This is a genomic window from Shewanella colwelliana ATCC 39565, from assembly GCF_000518705.1.
Lineage (GTDB): Bacteria > Pseudomonadota > Gammaproteobacteria > Enterobacterales > Shewanellaceae > Shewanella > Shewanella colwelliana.
The window spans coordinates 23,915-45,180 of sequence record NZ_JAEC01000034.1; the positions used below are offsets into that span (position 1 = coordinate 23,915).

The following is a 21,266-nucleotide window of genomic DNA, read 5'->3' on the forward strand; positions in this document are numbered from 1 at the left end:
TAACTTGTTTATTAAATCACAGTTTGCCGCACACACAATGGATTTTCATGCACATTAATACGTTTTTTTCTCGACTTGAGGCGCTAATTATTGCTAACGTTATTCTCTAGCGTCATATTTACGGCGTATCTGGGGTCATTTTCCAAGGTTGTGATCAAATTACAATTAGCCAAAAGGCTATGTAGCTTGATGTAGGAGAGCATTAAATCGTGAAAACATCTGTTTGGATTAAAGTTGCAAGCTTGATTGCTGCTATGGCAATCACAAGTCACGCTTGGGCTTTCTCAACTCCTGCGACTGAATCCGCTGCAATGGCTAGTAAACTGGCGCATATTCAGCTCAAAGCTGCTCAGGGAGAGCCTGAAGCCGAATTTTTACTGGGCCTGATGTATCTTTCGGGTCGTTTCGTTGAACAGAACCAGCAACTGGGTGCGCAGTGGGTATCACGGGCAGCGGAGCAAGGTCATGAAAAAGCCGCACAGACTATTGCTGATTTAGCATTTGACGGCAAAATTATTGCGAGAGACTTAGCGCTGGCGGAGCGTTGGTATCTGCAGTTAGCAGCCCAAGAGAACAAATGGGCACAGTTTCGTTTAGGTTTTATCTATGCCGCTGGTGGAGAAGGGGTTGCGCGCAATTGTGGTAAAGCAGTGGATCACTTTCTTGCCGTCGGTGATGAGATATCTCTTGGCAATGTGGTGTGGATTTTATCAACCTGTCCAGAGTCAAAGTATCGCAATGGTGATAGAGCATTAGAGATTGGCAAAGGCTTAGTTGAAGCTAACAGCGCCGATCCGACCAATTTAGATAACTTGGCAGCCGCTTATGCAGAAATCGGTGATTATACTGCTGCCATCGATACTCAGCAGCGAGCGATTGAGGCATTGAAGCAGGCCGCTGAGCAGAATCGCTCCAGTGAGTTTGAGTTGAGATTACAAAATTATCAACAGCAGCAACCCTACCGTGAAGTCGTGCCTTTAGGACAGTAATGTTCATTGAGATTAACAATACGCCAGCATTGCAAGATGCTGGCGTTTTTTATGTCTGCTCAATGGTGGCTCTACAGCTGGGCAAGTGCTAAGGCTACGCGCAAAATAATCGTGAAACCTTATGGTGTATTTAATGCGTATATTTGTGTTTGAGCGACAAGATGGAGTGTGCTGAAAGAGGGAGTAACTGAGGAAATTCGGGACGTTAGCATACTCAAGGAAACAAACAGATCAAGATGGGGGAATTCACTCCCAAGAGTATACTAACTATCAGTCTTTCGCCTGAAATCCCGATAGCAGTGAGTCTACCCTTAGAGACTTAAATGAATCTTAAGTGTTTGAATTATTCGTTATCCAAATCCAGTAGATGCTGTCTTTTTTCTAATAAGTCACGGATCAATGGCGTTAAAATCAGTTCCATAGCCAGTGACATCTTGCCACCCGGTACCACTAGGGTATTGATACGCGACATAAAGCTGCCATCGATCATTTTTAAGTAGTAGGGAAAATCGACATTGTTAATGCCACGAAAGCGGATCACCACAAAGCTTTCGTCTAAGCTAGGTATCGTTTTAGCACTAAACGGATTAGAAGTATCGACAGTGGGAACACGTTGGAAATTGATATGAGTACGAGAAAACTGTGGTGTCATATGGTTAATGTAATCATCCATACTGCGCACAATTGATCCCATCACTTTTTCACGGCTGTGGCCTCTATCGGAGGTGTCTCGAATGATCTTTTGGATCCACTCAAGGTTGACGATAGGCACCATGCCGATAAGCAGATCCACATGCTGGGCAACGTTAACCTCATCAGTGACAACACCACCATGTAAGCCTTCGTAGTACAGCATATCGGTATTATCAGGCAGTGGTCGCCATTGGGTAAAAGTGCCTGGCATCTGGTTAAAGGGCACGGCTTCATCGAAGGTGTGCAGATAGGAGCGTGTATCGCCTTGGCCTGTGGCGCTATAATCACTAAAACACTGCTCTAACCGAGCGAAATCGTTGGCTTCTGGGCCAAAGTAACTGATGTTTTTATTGTCAGTTTGGCCTTGGCGTATCTTCAGCTCCATTTCAGGACGCGTAAAATTGTGAAAGCTATCCCCTTCAATAACAGCGGCATTAATTCCGAGTTGACGGAAGATATGACTAAATGCGGTTGTCGTCGTGGTGGTACCGGCTCCAGAAGAGCCCGTTACGGCAATAATCGGGTGTTTGGCTGACATCTTTTTACCTAAAAAACGCTGAAATTGATGCCAGCACAAGGCATCAGTGAACCCATAGTTATACGGCACACACCCTACACAGGTCAATATTACCGTAGACTTGCCCTCAGGGGCCTAGCCTTTAAATAGGGTGTTCTCTTTGGATCTAATCGCAATTGACTCATCATCTTCGCTGTATTCGACCACTAGGTCATTGCGCGCCAGTGCCGCTCGACATTTGGTGATGGCATTCGTCACAGCCTGATCATCCAATGCGGCGAAGCTACCGTCTTCAGTCTGAGTAAACAGAAACTCTTTGATTAAGCGATCTAAGGTTTCGCTTGGCAATTGTAGTAGTGATTCGTAAGGCACTAACATGGTGATTTATCCGAGTGAATTAAAAAGCTGACAATACGTTTTTCTAAATAGTAGCGGGGACGAAAAGGAGTACCACCATCAATAAAACCCACATGGCCGCCATTATTGTGCAATTCATAAGTGACTGCTGGGGCTAATTGTGAATTGGCTGGGATCACTTCATCATTCATAAAAGGGTCATCCTTGGCGTGCAGCACTAAGCAAGGGCGAGTGATCTGACTTAAAAACGGCAAGCCACTGGCCCGATGATAATAATCTTCCACACCATTAAAGCCGTGGAGCGGGGCGGTGATCTTATCATCAAATAGATGGAAGGTGCTCAGCTGCGCGACTTCATCATTGCTAACGGGCATGAGTGCAGTCAATTGTGGATTGTTTAGCTTATCGCGTACTTTTTGTTGCAACTGCTTGATTAAATGGCTTTGGTAAACTTTAGAAAAGCCTTTCTTAAGACGTGTTGCGCAAGCAGCAAGATGCAATGGTGCAGAGACCACCACAGCGCGTTCGATTAGTGAGGTTTCGCCCCGTTCGCCTAAATATTTAGTCAGTACATTGCCGCCCAAACTATAACCAACGGCCAGTAATGCTGAGCTTGGGTGCTGCTGTTTGAGCATCGCCAAGCAGGCATGCAGATCTTGGGTGTCACCACTGTGGTAGCTTCTGGCCAATCGATTACTTTCACCGGAGCAGCTGCGATGATGATGAACCACGGCGCTTATCTGCTGTTGGGCTAAATCTTGCAGCAGGCGTCTGGCGTAATGGGAGTCGCTGCTGCCTTCAAGGCCATGCACTAGCACCACAATGGGCGCACCAGTTTTAGGCTGGCTTAGCCAATCTAAATCGATAAAGTCACCATCTTCAAGTTCAAGCCGTTGGCGGGTTAGGGGTGGTCTGTCCACCTTAGTCAGTACGGGTAAGATCGTTTGGACATGGGGATTTTTAGCCCACCAAGGTGGCGAAAAGTATGGCTTTGTCATAATTGGCTATTGCTGAAAATTAAAACGTGTGTTTAATTGTTGAATGAGTCGCTAGTGTAACATAGATTTATCAACTGGCTTTTTCATCTACATAGCACAACAGATTAGCCGACTTTCCTAAATAAAAACCTCAAACAGGGGAGATGATGAAACGAAGAACATTTCTGACTACCGCACTGGTGGGCACAGGTGCATTAGCGCTTGGGGTTAATCTCTATTCACCGTCTCACGTTAAGATTAGTGAAGCCTTAGATGAGCAGCATCGACTGCTGTTTAGTTTATTGATCCCGGTATTTCTTGATGGTGCACTGCCTGAAATTGAATCTCAGCGTATCGTGGCACAGAACCAAACCATAGAAGCAATCGTGGCAACCATGGGGTTGTTGCCTGATGATAGCCGTGCAGAGCTGGAAGAGTTACTTGAGTTATTGGAATCTCGTGTAGGATTACTGTTATTAACTGGCAGTATGACGCCGTTATTAATGCGCCGTCCGGCTGAATTGGTTGAGATGTTAGAGCGCTGGCGTGCTAGCTACCTAGATATGATGATCACCGCCTATCAGGGGCTGCGTGAATTGGTGATTGCCAGTTATTACTCTAGCCCCGAACACTGGACTCGACTGAATTACAATAAACCCACATTTTTAAATTAAACCTTTTGCGTATTGCTCATTAAAACAAGCAGACCATGGTCTGTTGATAAGTGGTTGAATATAAAGGTTGGAGGAAGTCTGTTGGCCATACAAGATCCGATACAACAAGGTTTAGCCTCAGGTTGGAAGCACATTGATGCGAGCCAAGTGACGCAGGCGCAGACCCTAGAAGCTGATGTCGTGATTGTGGGCAGTGGCGCTGGTGGTGGTGTCGCCGCAGAGATTCTCAGTGAGGCGGGGCTATCGGTGATTATCATCGAAGGTGGACCGTTAAAGTCATCTGAGAGCTTTAATATGGAGGAGCGCCGCGCTTACCCCAATCTCTATCAGCAGGCCGCGTCAATGAAGACCAAAGATAAGGCGATTGGGATCTTTCAGGGGCGGGCCGTAGGTGGCTCGACCACTGTCAACTGGACCACTTCGATTCGTACGCCTCAAAATGCCCTCGAGTACTGGGCAAAAGAGAAATCTATAACGGGTCTGTCTGCTGAGTCACTCAAGCCTTGGTTTGAAAAGATGGAGCAGCGGCTCAACATTAGCGAGTGGGCTTATGAGCCCAATCGGAATAATTTGGCATTAAGGCAAGGTTGTGAAGCCTTAGGCTGGGATTTTACCGTGATTAAGCGCAATGTGGCAGGCTGCTGGAACAGCGGTTATTGCGGCATGGGCTGCCCAGTTAATGCCAAACAATCTATGCTACTCACGACGATCCCTGCGGCACTTAATCGCGGGGCGACATTGGTAAGTCGCGCTAAGGTGAGTCAGATTGAGCACACTAACGATAAGGTCTATGGCCTTAAAGCTCAGGCGTTGAGCGAGTCGTTAAAACCCACAGGCGTGGAGCTGTTGTTTAAAGCTAAGCATTACATCTTGAGTGCTGGCGCTATCCATACGCCGACCTTGATGATGCGCTCAAAGCTGCCCGATCCATACCATATCTTGGGTAAACGTACCTTTTTACACCCAACGTTACTCAGTGGTGCCATGTTTAATGATCCTATTAATGGTCATGCAGGAGCCCCTCAATCAATCTATTCTGATCAGTTTGTTTGGCAAGATGGTGCTGAGGGTGAACTGGGTTACAAATTGGAAGTTCCTCCGGTGCATCCGATTTTAATTGCCTCAAAAACATTAGGCTATGGTCAGAGTCATGCAGAGCTCATGGCCAAGTTTAATCAGTTACAGGTCACTATTGCCTTAGTGAGAGACGGGTATCACCCTGATAGCCAAGGTGGTCAGGTGAGGCTAACAGACAGTGGTTTTAGTTTAGATTATCCGCTCACGGATGCTTTTTGGCATGCGGCTCGGCGCGCCTTTGCTAGCATGGCAGAGTTACAATTTGCGGCTGGTGCAAAGCAAGTACTTCCTATCAGCGAGGGGATGCCCTACTTGTCGAGTTGGACTGAGGCAAAGAAGGCGATTGCCGAGATGGATTTGGCACCACTTAAGACAGTGGTTGCCTCGGCACATGTGATGGGCGGTTGCCCTATGGGGGAAGATACTAAAACGGCCATGGTCGATAGTGAGGGCAGTAGCCACTATTTCGATAATCTATCTGTGATGGACGGCTCGCTGTTTCCAACCAGCCTTGGGGCAAACCCACAGTTATCCATTTATGGTATCACGGCCAAAAACGCTAGTTTACTGGCGCAAAGATTAACCGCTAAACCTCAGTAGCAGCAATTTGTAGTTCACTGAGTTGTGATAACTCTACGCCGAAAAGAGACAGGTAGCGAGGCAGGTTTTGCTCGCGACTCTCATCGGGCAGCTGCCTAACTTTATGCAGAATCAGCGCTTGTGCCTTACGTTCTAGCATCAGTTCGACATCGAGCATCTGTTGGTATTCGCTGTCGGCCAGGTTGCATTTGCTTAGCTTACGCAATTTACGGTAAGGCTTAAGCACTTTCTCTTCCCAGCTATCTATCTGCGTAAAGAGTTGCTCCCAGGCTTGAGTGCTTAATCGATAGGCTTGCCCGTCAAGCCAGGTCGCTAACAGCAATAAGTTAACATTCACACCATAGTCATCTTGCAGTTGCAGATAACCTCGCTGTCCGTTGGCATATAAGGTATCGCACTCTTGCCATAGTGACAGGTCAAATTGATTTAAATAGGTCATGTCAGCTTCCTTGTTGAACCCCTAATACAGATTAGCTTAACTCAGCTTTAACGCTTTGCTCAATGGCTTCAATCTGCTCTTGTAACTCTAACCACTCCATTTCACTCTCTTCGAGCGATTGGGTTAAGGTGGTGCGTTCACTAAGCACTTGGGTTAATTTAGGCTTATTATCAGCATCGTACAAACTGGTGTCGGCGAGCATATTTTCTAATTCGCTGAGGCGTTCACTGCATTGCTGCTGTGCTTTTTCGAGTTTGGTTTGTATTTTTTTAAGTGGCGACAATTTTTGGCGTAACTCTGCTTCGAGACGCTTTTGTAGTTTTTTATCTTGTGCTGGCGTGGCATCCACAACCGACTCAGACTTATTAGCGCCCTTGGCAGCATCGAGTAACCACTGATGGTAATCATCGAGATCGCCGTCGAAGCTGCGGACTTCACCCTGATCAACTAGGTAGTAGTCACTGCAACTAAGGCGTAGCAAGTGTCTGTCATGCGACACGATAATCATGGCGCCCTCAAACGATTGCAGCGCCATAGTTAGCGCATGGCGCATCTCTAAATCTAAGTGGTTAGTCGGTTCATCGAGCAGTAATAGGTTAGGGCGTTGCCATACCAGCAGAGCCAGTACTAGGCGAGCTTTTTCACCGCCAGAGAAGGGGCGCACGGGCGCTAATGCCATATCACCATTAAAGCCATAGCCACCTAAAAAGTCTCTTAGCTCCTGCTCTCTATGGGTGGGAGCCAGTCTAACTAAATGTTGCAGTGGTGAATCATCGAGGCGCAAAAACTCTAATTGGTGCTGGGCAAAGTAACCGATATTTAAACCCGGGTTTGTCTCGTACACGCCGCTCATGGGTTTAAGTTGTTCGGCCAATAACTTGATCAGTGTCGATTTACCTGCACCATTGCGTCCAAGCAAACCGATACGGGCACCCGGAACGAGGTTGAGGTGTACATGGTTCAAAATTGGCGTGTCGTTGTAACCCACTGACACCTGTTCCATCTTAACTAGTGGATTAGGTAGGGCATCGGGTGCTCTAAAGGCCATATAAAAAGGGCTGTCGGCTTTGGATGGCAGCAGGTCCGCCATGCGCTCTAGCGCTTTTAAGCGGCTTTGGGCTTGCTTTGCCTTACTGGCCTTATAACGGAAGCGGTCAACAAAAGACTGCATATGAGCCCGCTCTTTTTGTTGTCGTTCAAAGGCAACTTGTTGCTGGGCCATACGCTCGGCACGGATACGTTCAAAGGCACTGTAGTTACCTTTGTAGTAGTTCAGCTTGTGGTGTTCAACATGCACAATCTCATCCACAATCGCATCAATAAAGTCGCGGTCGTGACTGATCAAAATGAGCGTACCTTGATAGGCCTTAATCCACCCTTCGAGCCAATACATGGTATCTAAGTCTAAATGGTTGGTTGGCTCATCGAGTAGCAACAACTCAGAGCGGCACAGTAGTGCCTGGGCTAAGTTGAGGCGCATACGCCACCCCCCCGAGAAACTCTTCACGGGATTTTTCTGTTCGGTGTCACTAAAGCCCAAACCTGCTAATAAGCTTGCTGCGCGAGATTGAATGCTATAACCGCCAATGGCGTCAATCTTGCCATGTAGCAAGGCAATATCATGACCATTGTCATCGAACTGGGCTTGATGCAGGGCTTGCTCAAGTTGACGATACTCTCTGTCCCCATCGATAACATATTCGATGGCGCTCACTTCAAGCGCTGGTGTTTCCTGTGCGACGGTGGCTATCTGCCAACCCGCTGGCACGCTGAATTCGCCTTTGTCCAGGCTCAAGTGACCGAGAATCAGTGCCAACAAGGAGGATTTGCCTGTGCCATTAGCGCCAACCAACCCCACTTTGTGGCCGGGATAAATCGTCAGTGAGGTTTCATCCAAGAGAGTCTTGGTGCCACGAATCAGTTGCGCTTGAGTAATGGTGATCATTGAGGTCGGCTTGCTACTTGGGTGGACATAATTGGGAGGGGATAATAGCGTAAAGTCGGCTATTTAGGCCACTCTTTAGGGGGATTATTGGGGTCTTTTTGGCAAAGCTGTGGCAAAATGGCGGCAATTGACAACCCATTTATCATCACAGGTTAATCACAACGTGAGCAAAGTCAGAGTAAAGAAGCGTTTCGTCGCGGGGGCAAAGTGTCCTCAATGCAAGGCAACCGACAGTATTGTGTTGTTCAAAGAGCAAGGTGTCGAAACCGTCGAGTGCGTAGAATGTGATTACCGCGATCAACAAACGGAAGAGCAGGTTGCCGCGAAAGCGACGGGTGATGTGATCGGCGTGTTTAAGCCTTAATTCTCTCTGCGCAAGTCAGAGTGCTAGGCCCTATGCTTGGTGGCTAGCACTCGCTCGTTTAGTTAATCTTTAAACCCATCTTGTAGAAATAGATGGCGAGTCTGATTAAATCTCGCCTCTTCGGCTTGAATAAAATCGATAGCCAGTTGTGCGTTTTCTTGGCGGAATTTGTCAAGCTTGGCAATTTCGTACTCATTCATTACGATATTCATCGCTTCGATGGTCCATTCGCACTCACCTAAACCGATATCCACTTCATCGGGATCATAATGGGTCACCATCCAGTCTTGTAACTGTTCATTGTCTATCTTGGCTTGTTGCCATGCCGTGAGTTGATCGATAAGTTGCTGTTTGCTGATATTGGCTTGGCTCATTGTTTTAAAACTCACGCAACGGCTTCACCGCAGTTTTCCGTGAAAACGCGCCGATATTGACCATCATGTAAAAGATGGAAAAACCTTTTGCGCGGGTCTCTGTCGTGGTCGACAAGGCAACGGTACCAGTGATCACCGCCTTGATAAACGAGCCACCAATCATGATAACAATCAAAATTGGTACAATTGCCCAGCGGATATCGGCTAACGCACCACTAAAGGTAGGTAAAAAGTAGAGACCCGCGGAGAATGAACCCGCCAACCATGCGGCTTCTACATCGGTAAAGCCTAAAATACGTGACAAATAAAGGGTGATAACGATAAACACCCCGTAATATACCGCTCGTTCGAGCAGCTCGACACCGTTGGCGATCCAGTAAATTCTAGGAAAGCGCGGCGCCGCAGTGGACCTAGCTTTATTATTCATTTTTAGTCTTCCAGGCGAAAAAACACCTCAAACTACCCTGAGGCGAGCAAGGACGCAACCTTAGCGTCATGATAGGGATCAACTTTTGACTAAAGTGCACTCCAAATTAACTAGAAAAACAACGCGAAATGGTGTTCAAGGACTGTGATAGTGACTCGACAAACATTCACAAAGAGATATACATACGATAAATACACCTGGCTGCGCCACCTAATTAATCTCCTACAAATCAAGCATTCACTAATGCGCAACACTTCGCAGCATTAAAAAGAAAAGCTTTTAACAAAACGCCAATAAATGTAAAGTTATCAATCGAAAAAACACTGCTGACATAGAATACGCAGAAACACATCCTTAGGAGTTATCTTCATTTAAGAGAGTTAAACTTATACAGATGTGACAAAGGAATAAAAATCAAACTAAAAGGGAGCGATATGAAAATATTTTATCTAATACTAACACTAATAACCTTTCAGGCTTTAGCATTTGAAGATAAAGGTTATGTGAAAACGTACGATCTTAACAAAAATTATTACCCATTAAGCACTTCGAGTTATGATCACTTCTCTGTAAAAGCTGGTACATTTTTTTTCGGCTGTAACGAAAATGGTTTACACCCCTGGGTCATTAAACACGGTGAGTTTACTCCTCAGAATCTATGGAAGAATAATTCAGAGTACATTAACTGTTCCAACATCAGTGATATATACCAATTAAGTAAAGATGAAGTCGTCTTTAAAATCTCATTGGTAGGCGACACATTTATCACAGATGGCACCACACAAGGAACAAGGAGGTTTGATGAGCTAGATATAATAAAAGAAAACATCAAAGCTAATAAAGGTTCAAACTATATAGCAGAAAATATACTAAAAATAGGAGAAAGCAAATACATTTATTCGCTATACGATGGAACCTATCTATTCGATATCAAACAAAACTTTAGCACTAGATTCCATGAAAGAGCGAACTTCTATGAGGCTCAAAAATGTACATTGTGGAGCAAAAGAGTTGTTTGTATACTAGGTGGAAAAATTTACGCAACAGATGGTACAGAGAGTGGCACAAAGTTAATTTATGAGTTTGAATCAGATAAGCATTATAAACTATCAGATACCAATAAAAAAGATGAATACGTTACAATTACATTATTGGATGACATTTCAAAGCTTGTAAAAATAAATATTTTAACAGGTGAGTCACACACTCTATACGAGAACAAAGATTACTTTTTTACACCATATAAAAAAGTATTTCACTCAGAAAATGCTTCCTACTTTATAGCCCTAGCCGTAAATTCCATGGGTTCAGGTGAGTTGACATACAACTTATTTAAGTATAACAATAACACGAAATTAACTGGTTTCATTCACAGGGAAAAAATAGAGAATTATTATGGGGACCTATCTCTATACCACATAGGTCAAGATATCTTAATAAAAGGCTATACCAGTTCAGAAGATTACCTATACAAATTCAACAGCAATAATGATAGTGATATAAAACGCTTAACGCTTTCAATTGATGATACAAAAGTTGTCTACTTGGGAAAATCAGAGAAAGAAGTATTTTTCGATAGTTCATTTAATAAAGATACTCACATAATAGTCTATTCGCAAGAGAAAGGAGATATCAGAGACATCTTCTATGGGAAAGGTCAACTGACCAGCAAAAATTTAATCCATGACAACAAAATATTTTTCGCAAAACCTATTCAGTCGGATAAATTGATTGGTCAAGGGCTTCACGTATTAAACAATGATACTGATACCTTTGACTATGTATCAAGTATAGATAAGGGCAATAGAACAGTTTCAAGCAATACAAAGCTTTCCAGCAGGAATAGTCAAGATGTTTTTGCTTTTGGTGAATTGGATGAAAAATTAAAACTGAGAGAAATCACAAAGCCAGGCGATACAGAAATAAACCATGTATTTTTTAAAGCATCATTGATGGAGGGAGCAGAAGTTTTAGATGAAACTCTTCCTGTTGAGTATCCAAAATATAGTTCACTTTCTTTGGCTAACGAAAATGATGATGTGTTTTACTTGCTAAATGGAAAAATAAATAGGTACAACAACACAAGCCAAACAACCACAGAACTAGTCGATTATGCAAACCTTAGCTTTTTAGAGTTGATTTTAGCTGATGAAAGAAGGTTAATTTCACTAACAAATCAGCGAAAAGTAAAAATCATCGACACTGAATCAAATAAAATTTATTTACCCAGTGAGGTGGGTCTAAAAGATACTACTACGGGAAAATGCCACGATTTAGTTGCAAACATAGACTTATCAAGTGACTCAGGAGATAAATTAAACTTTTACAAATGGGATGGCAATCAATACAAGCTTAGAGAATCTATTTCTATAGCTTACAATCTTTACACTTATATTGATAGCAAAAACGGAAGAGCATACTATTCAAAATATTACCCATCCCAAAGCACATACTCTATCAACTATTATGATTGTAAGAACGGTATAAACCAAGAACTATATAAAACCAATGAAAATGAACATGTCAGTGAACTACATTACCCCGACGGTAAAATTATTTTTTCAACTCAAGAATTCACGTCTAATAGTTCAATCGCTTTGCTGAGGTCAATTGACCTAGCTTCGAAAGCCATAACATTGCTACATGATGACTTCGACAAGTTCAGACGAGACTCAATGCTATATAGCAACAGAGAAACTTACTATTTCGAAAAAGACACAAACCAAATAAAGCTGTATTCAATATCAAACAACACTAGCACCGAACTGAGCACCCTTAATAATTATTATAGTAGTTTCACCCCCTCTCCAATCACATTTTATAACGACCCTAACCAATGGCTCTTCGTCCCAATAGGAATTGTTAATGGAATATTCAACATGGCTATTTATATGCCAGAGTACGATCTATGGCATACGGTAAAAATTCCCAATGTATTTGAAATAACTAACATCAATGACAAGGGGTTTTACTTGAATGGACATTACTATTTCACATATAAATCAAATCAGTTTGGAGACGAGTTTTTTACTATCAATCAAGAGTGCTTAGCCACCAAAATTGGCAGAGGAGAAAACTGTAAAAATCCTTATGAAAATAGAGCCCCAATCATGCTTGATGTTGTTAGTCCTACGTTAATGGCCAACCAATACCTATACATCCCAATCAGAGCATGGGATGAAGATATGGATAAATTGACATTCTCCATTAACCAAGTTCCTAATTGGGTAAAGTTTAACCCTGACAATGGGGAAATTCATGGAAAAATCCCATCAGATTGGAACACCAGCGTTGATAATATCATCGTTAGTGTTTCAGACGGTATAGATACAATCTCTAGCCAACCATTTTCCATTAATATAAGAACTGAAGATGGAGGAGACAATACTGGCGCAGAAGGTAACGGAAGTAATAACGAAGAAAATACTACGACACCTGATAGTTCAAACAGTAGTAGTTCATCAGGTGGTGTTATGTTTATTGAAATACTCTTATTAATACTCACTATCATGTATCGCCGAAATGCATTAATAGGTTCAAAATTGGTGACAAGAGATGAGTGTTGATCTTAAAGAGTAGATAAAGACATAAAATGTGGCCGTTCAAGTTAATAATCGGCTGTTTTTCAACATATAAATATCTAGATTTCGGTGAGGTGTGTCAAAACGAGGCACCTCACTTATTAATTCGTCCTAATATCCTAATAACGTAATAATTCCCACTTAGGTCAGATAGCTATACAGAGAGCTAGACTGTCTCGCGATTTTCTTATGCGCTCTTTCTTATTAATATTAGGAGCATTAAACTTGATCAATCATTACGACATAACTCTACGCCGTCGCATCTTCTTAAGTTTATGACTATAATCTGCGCTAAGGATAACCACTATTGCCGATGAAGGCGATGGCTTTGGCTGAATAATCGCGCCAAAACCATCGCGACATTGATAACCTAAAACTTGAAGCGCGACACCAGTTCGTTAAGCTGCACCGCCATCTCCCTTAGGTCGCTACAGTCGATAGAGGTTTGTCTGACCACCTCGCTACTGGCGCGTGAAATATCGGCAATCGCGGTCACATGGGGATTAATTTCGCCCACAACATTAGACTGCTCGCCAGTGGCATTGGCTATCTGCACACTCATCTCATTCATTACCTTAATATTGTCGGCAATGCTTTGCAGATGCTCACCAGAAGTGGTGGCTTCTTGCTGGCTTTCTTGGCTCAAAGAGGTACTCTGCGCGATGGCATCAACGGCTTCACGGGTTTTAGCCTGTAGTTTTTCAATGATGCTGCGAATATCTTCCGTTGAGGCATGACTGCGAGAAGCGAGCGTACGAACTTCATCGGCAACCACCGCAAATCCCCGGCCTTGCTCACCCGCTCTAGCGGCTTCAATAGCGGCATTTAGCGCCAATAGATTCGTTTGCTCTGACACAGCACGTATTACTTCAAGTACCGTATCGATAGAGTTGACGTCTTCGGCAAGTTGACTAATGGTCTCACTGGTATGGCCCAGTTGATCGCTCATGGTCGAAACACTGTTAATGGTATTTTGCACCGAAAGATTACCGTGGTTGACTGACTCATCAGCCACGTGTGCATTTTGTGCCGCGTTATTTGCACTGCCAGCTATCTCTTCGGCCGTCATGCCCATCTCATGGATAGCGGTGGCCACTTGTTCAATCTTACTGACCTGTTCGTTAATTTCATGTTCCATGTGCTTGGCTTGATTATCTATCCGCTCGACCGCATCGAACAGATCATGTCCGGTTGCTGAGACGCTTTGCAGGGTTTTGCTCAAGTAAGTCACAAACTGGTTATAGCCTTTTGCCATGCTGCCGGTTTCGTCTTGGCGGCTGTCATCAAGACGCAGTGACAGATCACCTTCTCCTTCACCTATGGCATTTAGCATCGTCGCTAACTCGCCAAACGGTGCAATGAGACGGTTAATCAGCCAAGTACTGGTGAACATAATAATCAGCGCCAAGACTATGCCCATGAATACTAACGACCAGGTTGCATCATTTAGTGCGCCGTAAAGTTCGCTTTGTGGGATTTCAGCAATCAGGTACCAACCTATAGTGTCGATATAGCGGCTGGCGACCAATGTGTCGACGCCATCTTTGACATATTGCGAGGTGGCAAAACGTTGCTTTGACAGCAATTTTACAGTGTCCATTTCGCCTTGTGCGCTGAGGCTTTTGCCGCCTTTACTGGTGTCTGCATGGATTTTGATCACCCCTTGACCGTCGGTGAGGTACACCAAGCCATTTTCACCTATCTGGTACTGCTTAATATTTTTGGCCAGCGAATCCAGTGATAGACCCACCCCCGCCACACCAGCAGCTTGGCCATTGTTCTTTACTAAGTAATTGATAAATAGAGTCGGCGTTTGGTTAAGATCGTCAACGTCAATGGCTAAGTCATAATCTTTTCCGCTGGAGAGAAAGCGATAAAACCATTGATCGCGTTCATCATTTTTGGACAAGGTTTTAAATAATCCTTCGTGAGTAAAATAACGACCAGAGGTATTTGAGACTAAAAAAGCGGTGATGGTGTTAAATTTCTGCTTAATATTTACCAGTGATTCGATGATCCCGATATGGGTGTCGTCAGGCTCCCCTTGGGCGAGTAGCCGCTGATAGTTGAGATCGCTTGCCATCACTTTTGATACCGTGATTGGCATGAGTAACTGCGCATCAATATCGTTAGCCACTTCACCTAATACCGCAGGCAGCTCTCGGTTTAGGGTACTGTCGAGAATAATGCTACGGCTACTGCTGAGGGCGTATACGCTGATTAAAAAAATGGATAACACGACAGAGGTAATTGTTGCGAGTACAACTTTACGGCGGATATTGAGTTTTACCATAGTACTTTCTCCTTAGGGCCACATAAGTATAGAAAAGAAAAAGCAACTCTGTAGGTGTCTTTTACAATAGAAACAGCTGATTAATCGCCATTCTATGGTCAGCACGGCTTAACTTGTGCTGCGGCCAAGTTAAGCCGTGAAGCTTAGGTGAACTCGGTGAACTTGTGGTGACGATCGCAACAGTTGAAAAATTGATGTGTAATAGATGTTGAAGAGGTTGCGTCATTGCTGCGCTCGCGGTAGTTTGGTGTGTTTTTTTTCTTGGAACACACAAAATGAATAATAAAGTTACCGCTAACACAAGCACGGGCTTTCCGCGTATTTTTTGGATAGCCAATGGTGTTGAGCTGTTGGAGCGCGCAGCGTATTACGGGGTGTTTATCGTTATCACCCTTTATTTGTCGCGTATTTTAGGCTTTACCGACGTAGAAGCCGCATGGTTGGCCGGTTCCTTCTCGGCAGGTCTCTATTTCTTACCCACCTTCAGTGGGGCATTGGCCGACAAAATTGGTTTTAGGGGCGCGCTACTGCTGGCCTTTGGTTTGTTGACCATAGGTTATGCCTCGCTTGCTATCTTCCCTATGCTTATTGAAACACAAGGGCTGGTGGAATACGGTAAAGAGACGGTGTATCACGGCTTACGTGAGGCAGATATTCGCTGGGCAATTGTACCAATTTTGATTGTTATCATGATAGGTGGCTCGTTTATTAAGGCGGTGATCACCGGAACCGTTGCCTTGTCGACCACGACAGAGACCCGCGCCAAGGGTTTTTCTATCTTTTACATGATGGTCAATATCGGTGCGTTTTCAGGGAAAACTGTGGTAAAGCCGTTGCGTGAATCTATGGGTGACTTAGGTTTAATAAACCTTAACTATTTCGCCGCCACCATGACCTTCCTTGCATTTATCAGTATCTTCTTGTTCTTCAAGAGCACCGAGCAAAGTCGTTCGAGTAAGAGCTTAGGCCAAATCTGGCAAGCCTTGGTCAAAGTACTTGGGAATGGACGCCTTATTTCATTAACCGTCATTATTTCAGGCTTTTGGATGGTACAGCACCAACTGTACGCGACCATGCCTAAGTATGTGTTGCGCATGGCGGGTGAAGGTTCGTCTCCCTCTTGGTATGCCAACGTAAACCCTTGGTGGTCTTTTTGTCTGTTAGCCTTATCACGGCAATGATGGCCAAACGCAGTGCGCTGTCGTCAATGACCATAGGTATGTTTATTATGCCAGTATCGGCACTTTTGATGGCCTCGGGTAATATGTTTGACCCCGCTGCCACCATACTTGGCATGCACCCTATTGCGGCGATGATGATCATAGGTATCGTTTTCCAAGGCTTAGCCGAGTGCTTTATCTCGCCACGCTTTTTGGAATACTTTTCACTACAAGCACCTAAAGGTGAAGAGGGACTTTATTTAGGTTTCTCACACCTGCACTCATTTATCAGTTCTCTATTGGGCTTTGGTTTATCAGGTTACTTATTACAAGCTTACTGCCCAGATCCGCGTACTTTTAGCGACCATGCCGCGTGGGTTGAGGCCTCATCCAATGCGCATTACATCTGGTATGTGTTTGCTGCCATCGCCAGTTTATCAGCCGTGTCGTTGATCATTTACGGCGCTGTGATTAAACGCATGGATGCTAAAGACAGTGATAGCGACAACGATGAGGGCGAGTTAGTTACCGCATAAACGCCCGACCAATGAGCCCCTAGCACAGCAATAACGCTTTCTAGGGGCTTTTGTTTTACACGCTCTTTTCCCTCGCAGGTAAAACATTGCTATAATCGCCGCCTATATAGGGCAAGGCTTAACGCATGCGAACGCGATGCAGTTAGGCGTGCCTCCTAACATGCTTAACATTCGATTTGCCGAGCCTAGATTGATTAACATTCAACAAGGCTCTGTATGATCCGACTAGGAAAATACCGTGAGCCAAGCCACCCCAAACACTGACACTGCATTTAACAGCCTGCCGTTAAAGTCTGCGTTACTCGATACGCTAACCACCATTGGCTTTGAGTCGATGACACCGATCCAGGCTCAGAGCTTGCCCGCCATTCTTAATGGCGAAGACGTGATTGGTCAGGGGAAAACAGGGTCAGGTAAAACGGCCGCGTTTGGCCTAGGTTTGCTTAACAAACTCGATGTGAAGCGTTTTCGTATTCAGGCGTTGGTGATGTGTCCAACCCGAGAACTGGCCGACCAAGTTGCGGCGGATCTGCGTACCTTGGCACGTGGTATCCACAACATCAAGATTTTAACCCTGTGCGGCGGTGTGCCTATGGGGCCACAAATCGGCTCGTTAGAGCATGGCGCACATATTATTGTGGGCACTCCTGGTCGTATTATCGATCATTTAGATCGTCGTCGTTTAGATCTTGAAAACGTTAACATGTTAGTGCTTGATGAAGCCGATCGCATGCTAGAGATGGGTTTTCAAAAAGAGCTCGACGCCATCATGCTTGAAGTGCCGCGTGAGCGTCAAACCTTGCTATTTAGCGCCACTTTCCCGGAGCAGATTCAAACCATTAGTGAGCAGTTTTTAGTCAACCCTGTCATGGTAAAGGTTGAAGGTAAGCATGACGGTAACACGATTGACCAACATTTTTATGAGTGTGGCAACAACAATGACCGTATGAAGGCATTGCGTCTTTTGCTGCTGCAACATAAACCAGAAAGCGCCGTGGTATTTTGCAACACTAAGCGTGAAACCAAAGATGTTGCGGCCAAACTGACTAACGATGGTTTTAGCGTGGTCGCCCTTCACGGTGATTTAGAACAGCGTGATCGTGACCAGATGCTACTGCGTTTTGCTAACAAGAGTGCCAGCGTAATGGTGGCCACTGACGTGGCAGCACGCGGACTCGATATCGATGCACTGGACATGGTGGTCAACTACCATGTTGCCTACGACACTGAAGTGCACATTCACCGTATTGGCCGTACTGGCCGCGCCGGCAGCAAAGGCGCAGCGCATACCTTCTTTAATCATGAAGATGCTTACAAAATTGCACTGCTTGAAGATGAAATTGGCCGTGACATCATTGGTGAAGCACTGCCAAGTGAACATCTATTAGATACGTATCCACCGCAGCCACGCATGGTCACGATTCAAATTGACGGTGGTAAGAAAAACAAAGTACGTCCAGGCGATATCTTAGGTTGTCTAACAGGTGATAACGGTATCGAAGGCACCGAAGTGGGTAAGATTAAGATCACTGAATTCCGCTCTTATGTTGCCGTTGATCGTAAAGTGCTGAATAAGGCACTTAACAAGATCACTAAGGGCAAGCTTAAAGGTAAGAGCTACCGTGCATGGGAACTGCGTTAATTTATCGCTTTAGCTAGCGATTGGCTTAATTAGCTATCACGTTATTTCGAAAAGGAGCTAACTCACGTTAGCTCCTTTTTTGTTGTTTGCTGTTTTTACGTTTGGCATGAGTCGCGGCAGGCAGCATTTTTATTTATTTATTGAAAGTCTTTGAAGGTCGAATCTTCGCTGTGATACCAATCAGTATAAAGATGTTATCGCTCAGCGAGCATTTAGCGCTTATGAAGCAAGGCTCTTAATGGTTCCAGCTGTTTCAAGTGGTCAAAAGAATAAGCAACAAGTAGAAGATAGTGCTAAAGAAGCGATAGAGACTTATGCTAAGAATACTGGTGAAAATAGAAACGCCAATGGTGCTTCAAAGCCACTTGAAATAACAATTACCCAAGGGTGTAACCAAACTGGTACATGTGATGGTGTCGAAAACCCCGCAACTCGAATCAATTTAGGTACTGCAGTAGGAGGAGTCGCTGCAGGGATGCTATCAGTGAATAATGCTGATATTCTGAAGCCGAAGCAAAATGTTACTCAGCACAGAAGTCCCACATTAAATAAACCAAGGATAGGTGTGGCTAAAAATGCAGATGATGTTCTCATTAATATTACAGATGTAAGCAAGACAGCATCAAGAGTATTAATAGTTGGAGGGGTTGCAATTGCCGCAACAGAGGCATTAATTGATATGCGTAATCCGTTACTTTCTCAAGAGCAAAAGGTCGGTAGCGGAGTAAATGCAAGTACAGATATAGCTGTGATAGGCGCAAGTACACTTATTGGCGGACCTTTAGGGATTGGATTAGCTGCTGGCTACTTAGCCGCAGACTACTATTTTGACTTTAAGAGTCACATTCAAGAAAGTATTAAGTATTATAGGCGAGAAGAAGAGAAATAATAATGGAGTATATTTTTAAAGTCTTACTTTACGCTCTTTGTAAATATGAGAAGAGCAAAGGTGGTAGTAATATGTACTCATTGGGAGCATCATTATCGACTCTTTCTTTTTTCATTTTGTTGAATATACATAGTGCGCTGTTACTGGCTGAGGTGTTTTTTTCAGGCGTTTTTTTAAAGGTTAATGATTGGATCTATCATGAAAACCATTTTGTTTTAATCACAGTGGCTTGTTACTTGATTCCATTTGTTTGGTTTCTGTTAAGGCGAACAAAATATGACGATTTCATGACTTTTGAACAAGAAATGGAAGCTAGCCTTTTAGTTAAGAGGTTTGGAATCTATAATGTTATTGTTTATATGGCGATTAGTGCTTTGACTTTTATGGTTATTTTCTTTAGCAAAATTTGAACTTTTGGGTTTACAATAATTAAGACACCCAAGATTCCTGGCTATGGCGCAGTATTGCAGCATCGAGGTTACGATGTGTTTGGTCGGCCGCGGGATATTGCTGCAGGCAATAACCTATTAGCTAGCTGGCAAGGAGTTACTAAAGGTTATACAGATCATGAACATTTAAACGAGCAACAACTTATTCATATGAACGGTCGGATCTACGATTTCAACGTCGGTCGTTTCCTGAGTGTCGATCCCTTCTTGCAGTTCCCCGAGAACAGTCAAAGTGCTAACCCGTATTCGTACATCTTGAATAACCCTATGTCTGGGATAGATCCGACGGGGTATAGCGCTGTAGGGGATAATCACCAGGAAGAAATGACTAAGGTCAATGAAGGTGAAGCCGTTGTTGAAAATAATAAGACAACTAATGGCGAGAAAAATGTTAACAGGGCTGTCAGAGATAACCGTTCTGCCAACAAAGTTGGTACCTTTTCAGCGTCAAGGGCATCCACTTTTGGTGGGAGTGGAAATAATGATTCAGCGAGTAGTGGTACCAGTGGAGTTGAAACCGATAATTTAGAGGTGACTGGCGGAGACAGCAGTAAAATCACTACAAAAACAGAAAGTAAAAAAGTAAAAACTCTAAGAAGTGCTGACGGTGAAAATGAAGAGGACTTTCTTGCGCGACTGAGTAGTGAGATTTATGTGGGATTACCAAACGAGCGCAGAGCATTGTGCGAATATATGTACTTCGGGCGACCAGTTTTCCGCAGAAATTTCTACTGATGGCACGCCACTGCAATGCGGTATTGCTACAAAATCTTGTTCATCATCAAATGAAAAACCTCTGGGTAAAGCAATGCATGCACACGTAAAGCGCTTCAGGATTAACAAAAAGTTAAGAGAAATGTACCCAAATGTCTGGAACTCAACCCAAAAGAGAGGGACTGCTGATGTGCATAATTTCTCACAAACAGACAAAGACTTTGTTAAAGGTGGAACAGGGCTGTATTTGGCAACTCCAGATGGCTATGAATATCTACCACCCACAAATAAGGAATAATCGAAAATGAGATTTAATATTTTCTGGGTGACAATCTGTATCATTGTCACGAGTTGCACTTCTTACGCAGCACCACAAGAGAAGCCAGACCTTTTATATACGGGCATACCAGACCTATATGTAGAGCTTAACGAGATTCACCTAGTTGACATTAACAGGGTAAGGTATTCTGCATATGCAGACCAAGGTATCGGCTTGAGTAAAGTGACCATAGCCAGAAATGGGGCACTGATTGAGGTTACTGGGCAGTGCTTTCAAGATATTCACTTCC

The 21,266-nt window shown here is 44.1% G+C and carries 20 protein-coding genes; 12 read left to right on the plus strand and 8 right to left on the minus strand.

Features of this window, described 5'->3' with window-relative positions:
* Window positions 1–209 precede the first annotated feature (209 nt).
* Window positions 210–989, plus strand: a complete 780-nt coding sequence (locus tag L876_RS0114135) for a tetratricopeptide repeat protein (RefSeq protein WP_428829722.1) — start codon at window positions 210–212, stop codon at window positions 987–989.
* A gap of 343 nt (window positions 990–1,332) precedes the next feature.
* On the opposite strand, the gene L876_RS0114145 is transcribed toward L876_RS0114135, so the two are convergent.
* The 3 genes from L876_RS0114145 to L876_RS0114155 all read right to left on the minus strand — a co-directional run bounded on the left by L876_RS0114145 (window position 1,333) and on the right by L876_RS0114155 (window position 3,554).
* Window positions 1,333–2,220 carry a phosphoribulokinase gene (locus L876_RS0114145; RefSeq protein WP_028764408.1) on the minus strand — a complete coding sequence of 296 codons (888 nt, stop codon included), beginning with the start codon at window positions 2,218–2,220 and terminating at the stop codon, window positions 1,333–1,335.
* 114 nt (window positions 2,221–2,334) lie between these two features.
* Complete coding sequence (locus L876_RS0114150) at window positions 2,335–2,577, minus strand: YheU family protein (protein ID WP_028764409.1); 243 nt, start codon at window positions 2,575–2,577, stop codon at window positions 2,335–2,337.
* Window positions 2,571–3,554, minus strand: a complete 984-nt coding sequence (locus L876_RS0114155; RefSeq protein ID WP_028764410.1) for a hydrolase — start codon at window positions 3,552–3,554, stop codon at window positions 2,571–2,573. Before L876_RS0114155 ends, L876_RS0114150 begins: the two co-directional genes overlap by 7 nt.
* A gap of 146 nt (window positions 3,555–3,700) precedes the next feature.
* Here L876_RS0114155 and L876_RS0114160 point away from each other — a divergent pair, with 146 nt between their 5' ends.
* Both L876_RS0114160 and L876_RS0114165 read left to right on the plus strand, forming a co-directional pair.
* Window positions 3,701–4,207, plus strand: a complete 507-nt coding sequence (locus tag L876_RS0114160; RefSeq protein WP_028764411.1) for a hypothetical protein — start codon at window positions 3,701–3,703, stop codon at window positions 4,205–4,207.
* Between the two features lie 81 nt (window positions 4,208–4,288).
* Complete coding sequence (locus L876_RS0114165) at window positions 4,289–5,884, plus strand: GMC family oxidoreductase (protein WP_028764412.1); 1,596 nt, start codon at window positions 4,289–4,291, stop codon at window positions 5,882–5,884.
* Here L876_RS0114165 and L876_RS0114170 read toward each other — a convergent pair.
* Both L876_RS0114170 and L876_RS0114175 read right to left on the minus strand, forming a co-directional pair.
* On the minus strand, window positions 5,871–6,323 hold the full coding sequence (locus tag L876_RS0114170) for a TIGR02444 family protein (RefSeq protein ID WP_028764413.1): 453 nt from the start codon (window positions 6,321–6,323) through the stop codon (window positions 5,871–5,873). The genes L876_RS0114165 and L876_RS0114170 overlap by 14 nt on opposite strands.
* A 31-nt stretch (window positions 6,324–6,354) precedes the next feature.
* Window positions 6,355–8,268, minus strand: a complete 1,914-nt coding sequence (locus tag L876_RS0114175) for an ABC transporter ATP-binding protein (RefSeq protein WP_028764414.1) — start codon at window positions 8,266–8,268, stop codon at window positions 6,355–6,357.
* 163 nt (window positions 8,269–8,431) lie between these two features.
* Here L876_RS0114175 and L876_RS0114180 point away from each other — a divergent pair, with 163 nt between their 5' ends.
* Entirely contained in the window at window positions 8,432–8,632 is a 201-nt protein-coding gene (locus L876_RS0114180) for a YheV family putative zinc ribbon protein (protein WP_028764415.1), read from the plus strand.
* 62 nt (window positions 8,633–8,694) lie between these two features.
* On the opposite strand, the gene L876_RS0114185 is transcribed toward L876_RS0114180, so the two are convergent.
* On the minus strand, window positions 8,695–9,006 hold the full coding sequence (locus L876_RS0114185; protein ID WP_028764416.1) for a hypothetical protein: 312 nt from the start codon (window positions 9,004–9,006) through the stop codon (window positions 8,695–8,697).
* A 4-nt stretch (window positions 9,007–9,010) separates the two neighbouring features.
* On the minus strand, window positions 9,011–9,433 hold the full coding sequence (locus L876_RS0114190) for an MFS transporter (RefSeq protein WP_028764417.1): 423 nt from the start codon (window positions 9,431–9,433) through the stop codon (window positions 9,011–9,013).
* A gap of 434 nt (window positions 9,434–9,867) precedes the next feature.
* Between L876_RS0114190 and L876_RS0114195 the strand changes: the two genes are divergently transcribed.
* Complete coding sequence (locus tag L876_RS0114195; protein ID WP_028764418.1) at window positions 9,868–12,999, plus strand: hypothetical protein; 3,132 nt, start codon at window positions 9,868–9,870, stop codon at window positions 12,997–12,999.
* Between the two features lie 385 nt (window positions 13,000–13,384).
* Here L876_RS0114195 and L876_RS0114200 read toward each other — a convergent pair whose 3' ends face one another.
* Complete coding sequence (locus L876_RS0114200; RefSeq protein WP_028764419.1) at window positions 13,385–15,307, minus strand: methyl-accepting chemotaxis protein; 1,923 nt, start codon at window positions 15,305–15,307, stop codon at window positions 13,385–13,387.
* Window positions 15,308–15,582: 275 nt separating this feature from the next.
* Here L876_RS0114200 and L876_RS23065 point away from each other — a divergent pair, with 275 nt between their 5' ends.
* The 7 genes from L876_RS23065 to L876_RS0114235 all read left to right on the plus strand — a co-directional run.
* On the plus strand, window positions 15,583–16,488 hold the full coding sequence (locus tag L876_RS23065; RefSeq protein WP_248674622.1) for an MFS transporter: 906 nt from the start codon (window positions 15,583–15,585) through the stop codon (window positions 16,486–16,488).
* A complete protein-coding gene (locus L876_RS23070) occupies window positions 16,461–17,003 on the plus strand; it encodes an MFS transporter (RefSeq protein WP_248674624.1) in 543 nt (180 codons plus the stop codon). The genes L876_RS23065 and L876_RS23070 overlap by 28 nt, the downstream gene beginning before the upstream one ends.
* A 238-nt stretch (window positions 17,004–17,241) precedes the next feature.
* A complete protein-coding gene (gene dbpA / locus L876_RS0114210) occupies window positions 17,242–18,645 on the plus strand; it encodes an ATP-dependent RNA helicase DbpA (protein ID WP_028764420.1) in 1,404 nt (467 codons plus the stop codon).
* A 238-nt stretch (window positions 18,646–18,883) separates the two neighbouring features.
* Window positions 18,884–19,534: a hypothetical protein gene (locus L876_RS0114215; RefSeq protein WP_028764421.1), complete on the plus strand. Its 651-nt coding sequence runs from the start codon at window positions 18,884–18,886 to the stop codon at window positions 19,532–19,534.
* Between the two features lie 2 nt (window positions 19,535–19,536).
* Complete coding sequence (locus L876_RS0114220) at window positions 19,537–19,944, plus strand: hypothetical protein (RefSeq protein ID WP_028764422.1); 408 nt, start codon at window positions 19,537–19,539, stop codon at window positions 19,942–19,944.
* 54 nt (window positions 19,945–19,998) lie between these two features.
* Window positions 19,999–20,718 (plus strand): RHS repeat domain-containing protein, encoded by a 720-nt coding sequence (locus tag L876_RS0114225; RefSeq protein WP_028764423.1) that lies wholly within the window; start codon window positions 19,999–20,001, stop codon window positions 20,716–20,718.
* Window positions 20,719–21,001: 283 nt separating this feature from the next.
* Window positions 21,002–21,266: hypothetical protein (locus L876_RS0114235; RefSeq protein WP_028764424.1), on the plus strand; the 265-nt coding region annotated here is incomplete at its 3' end.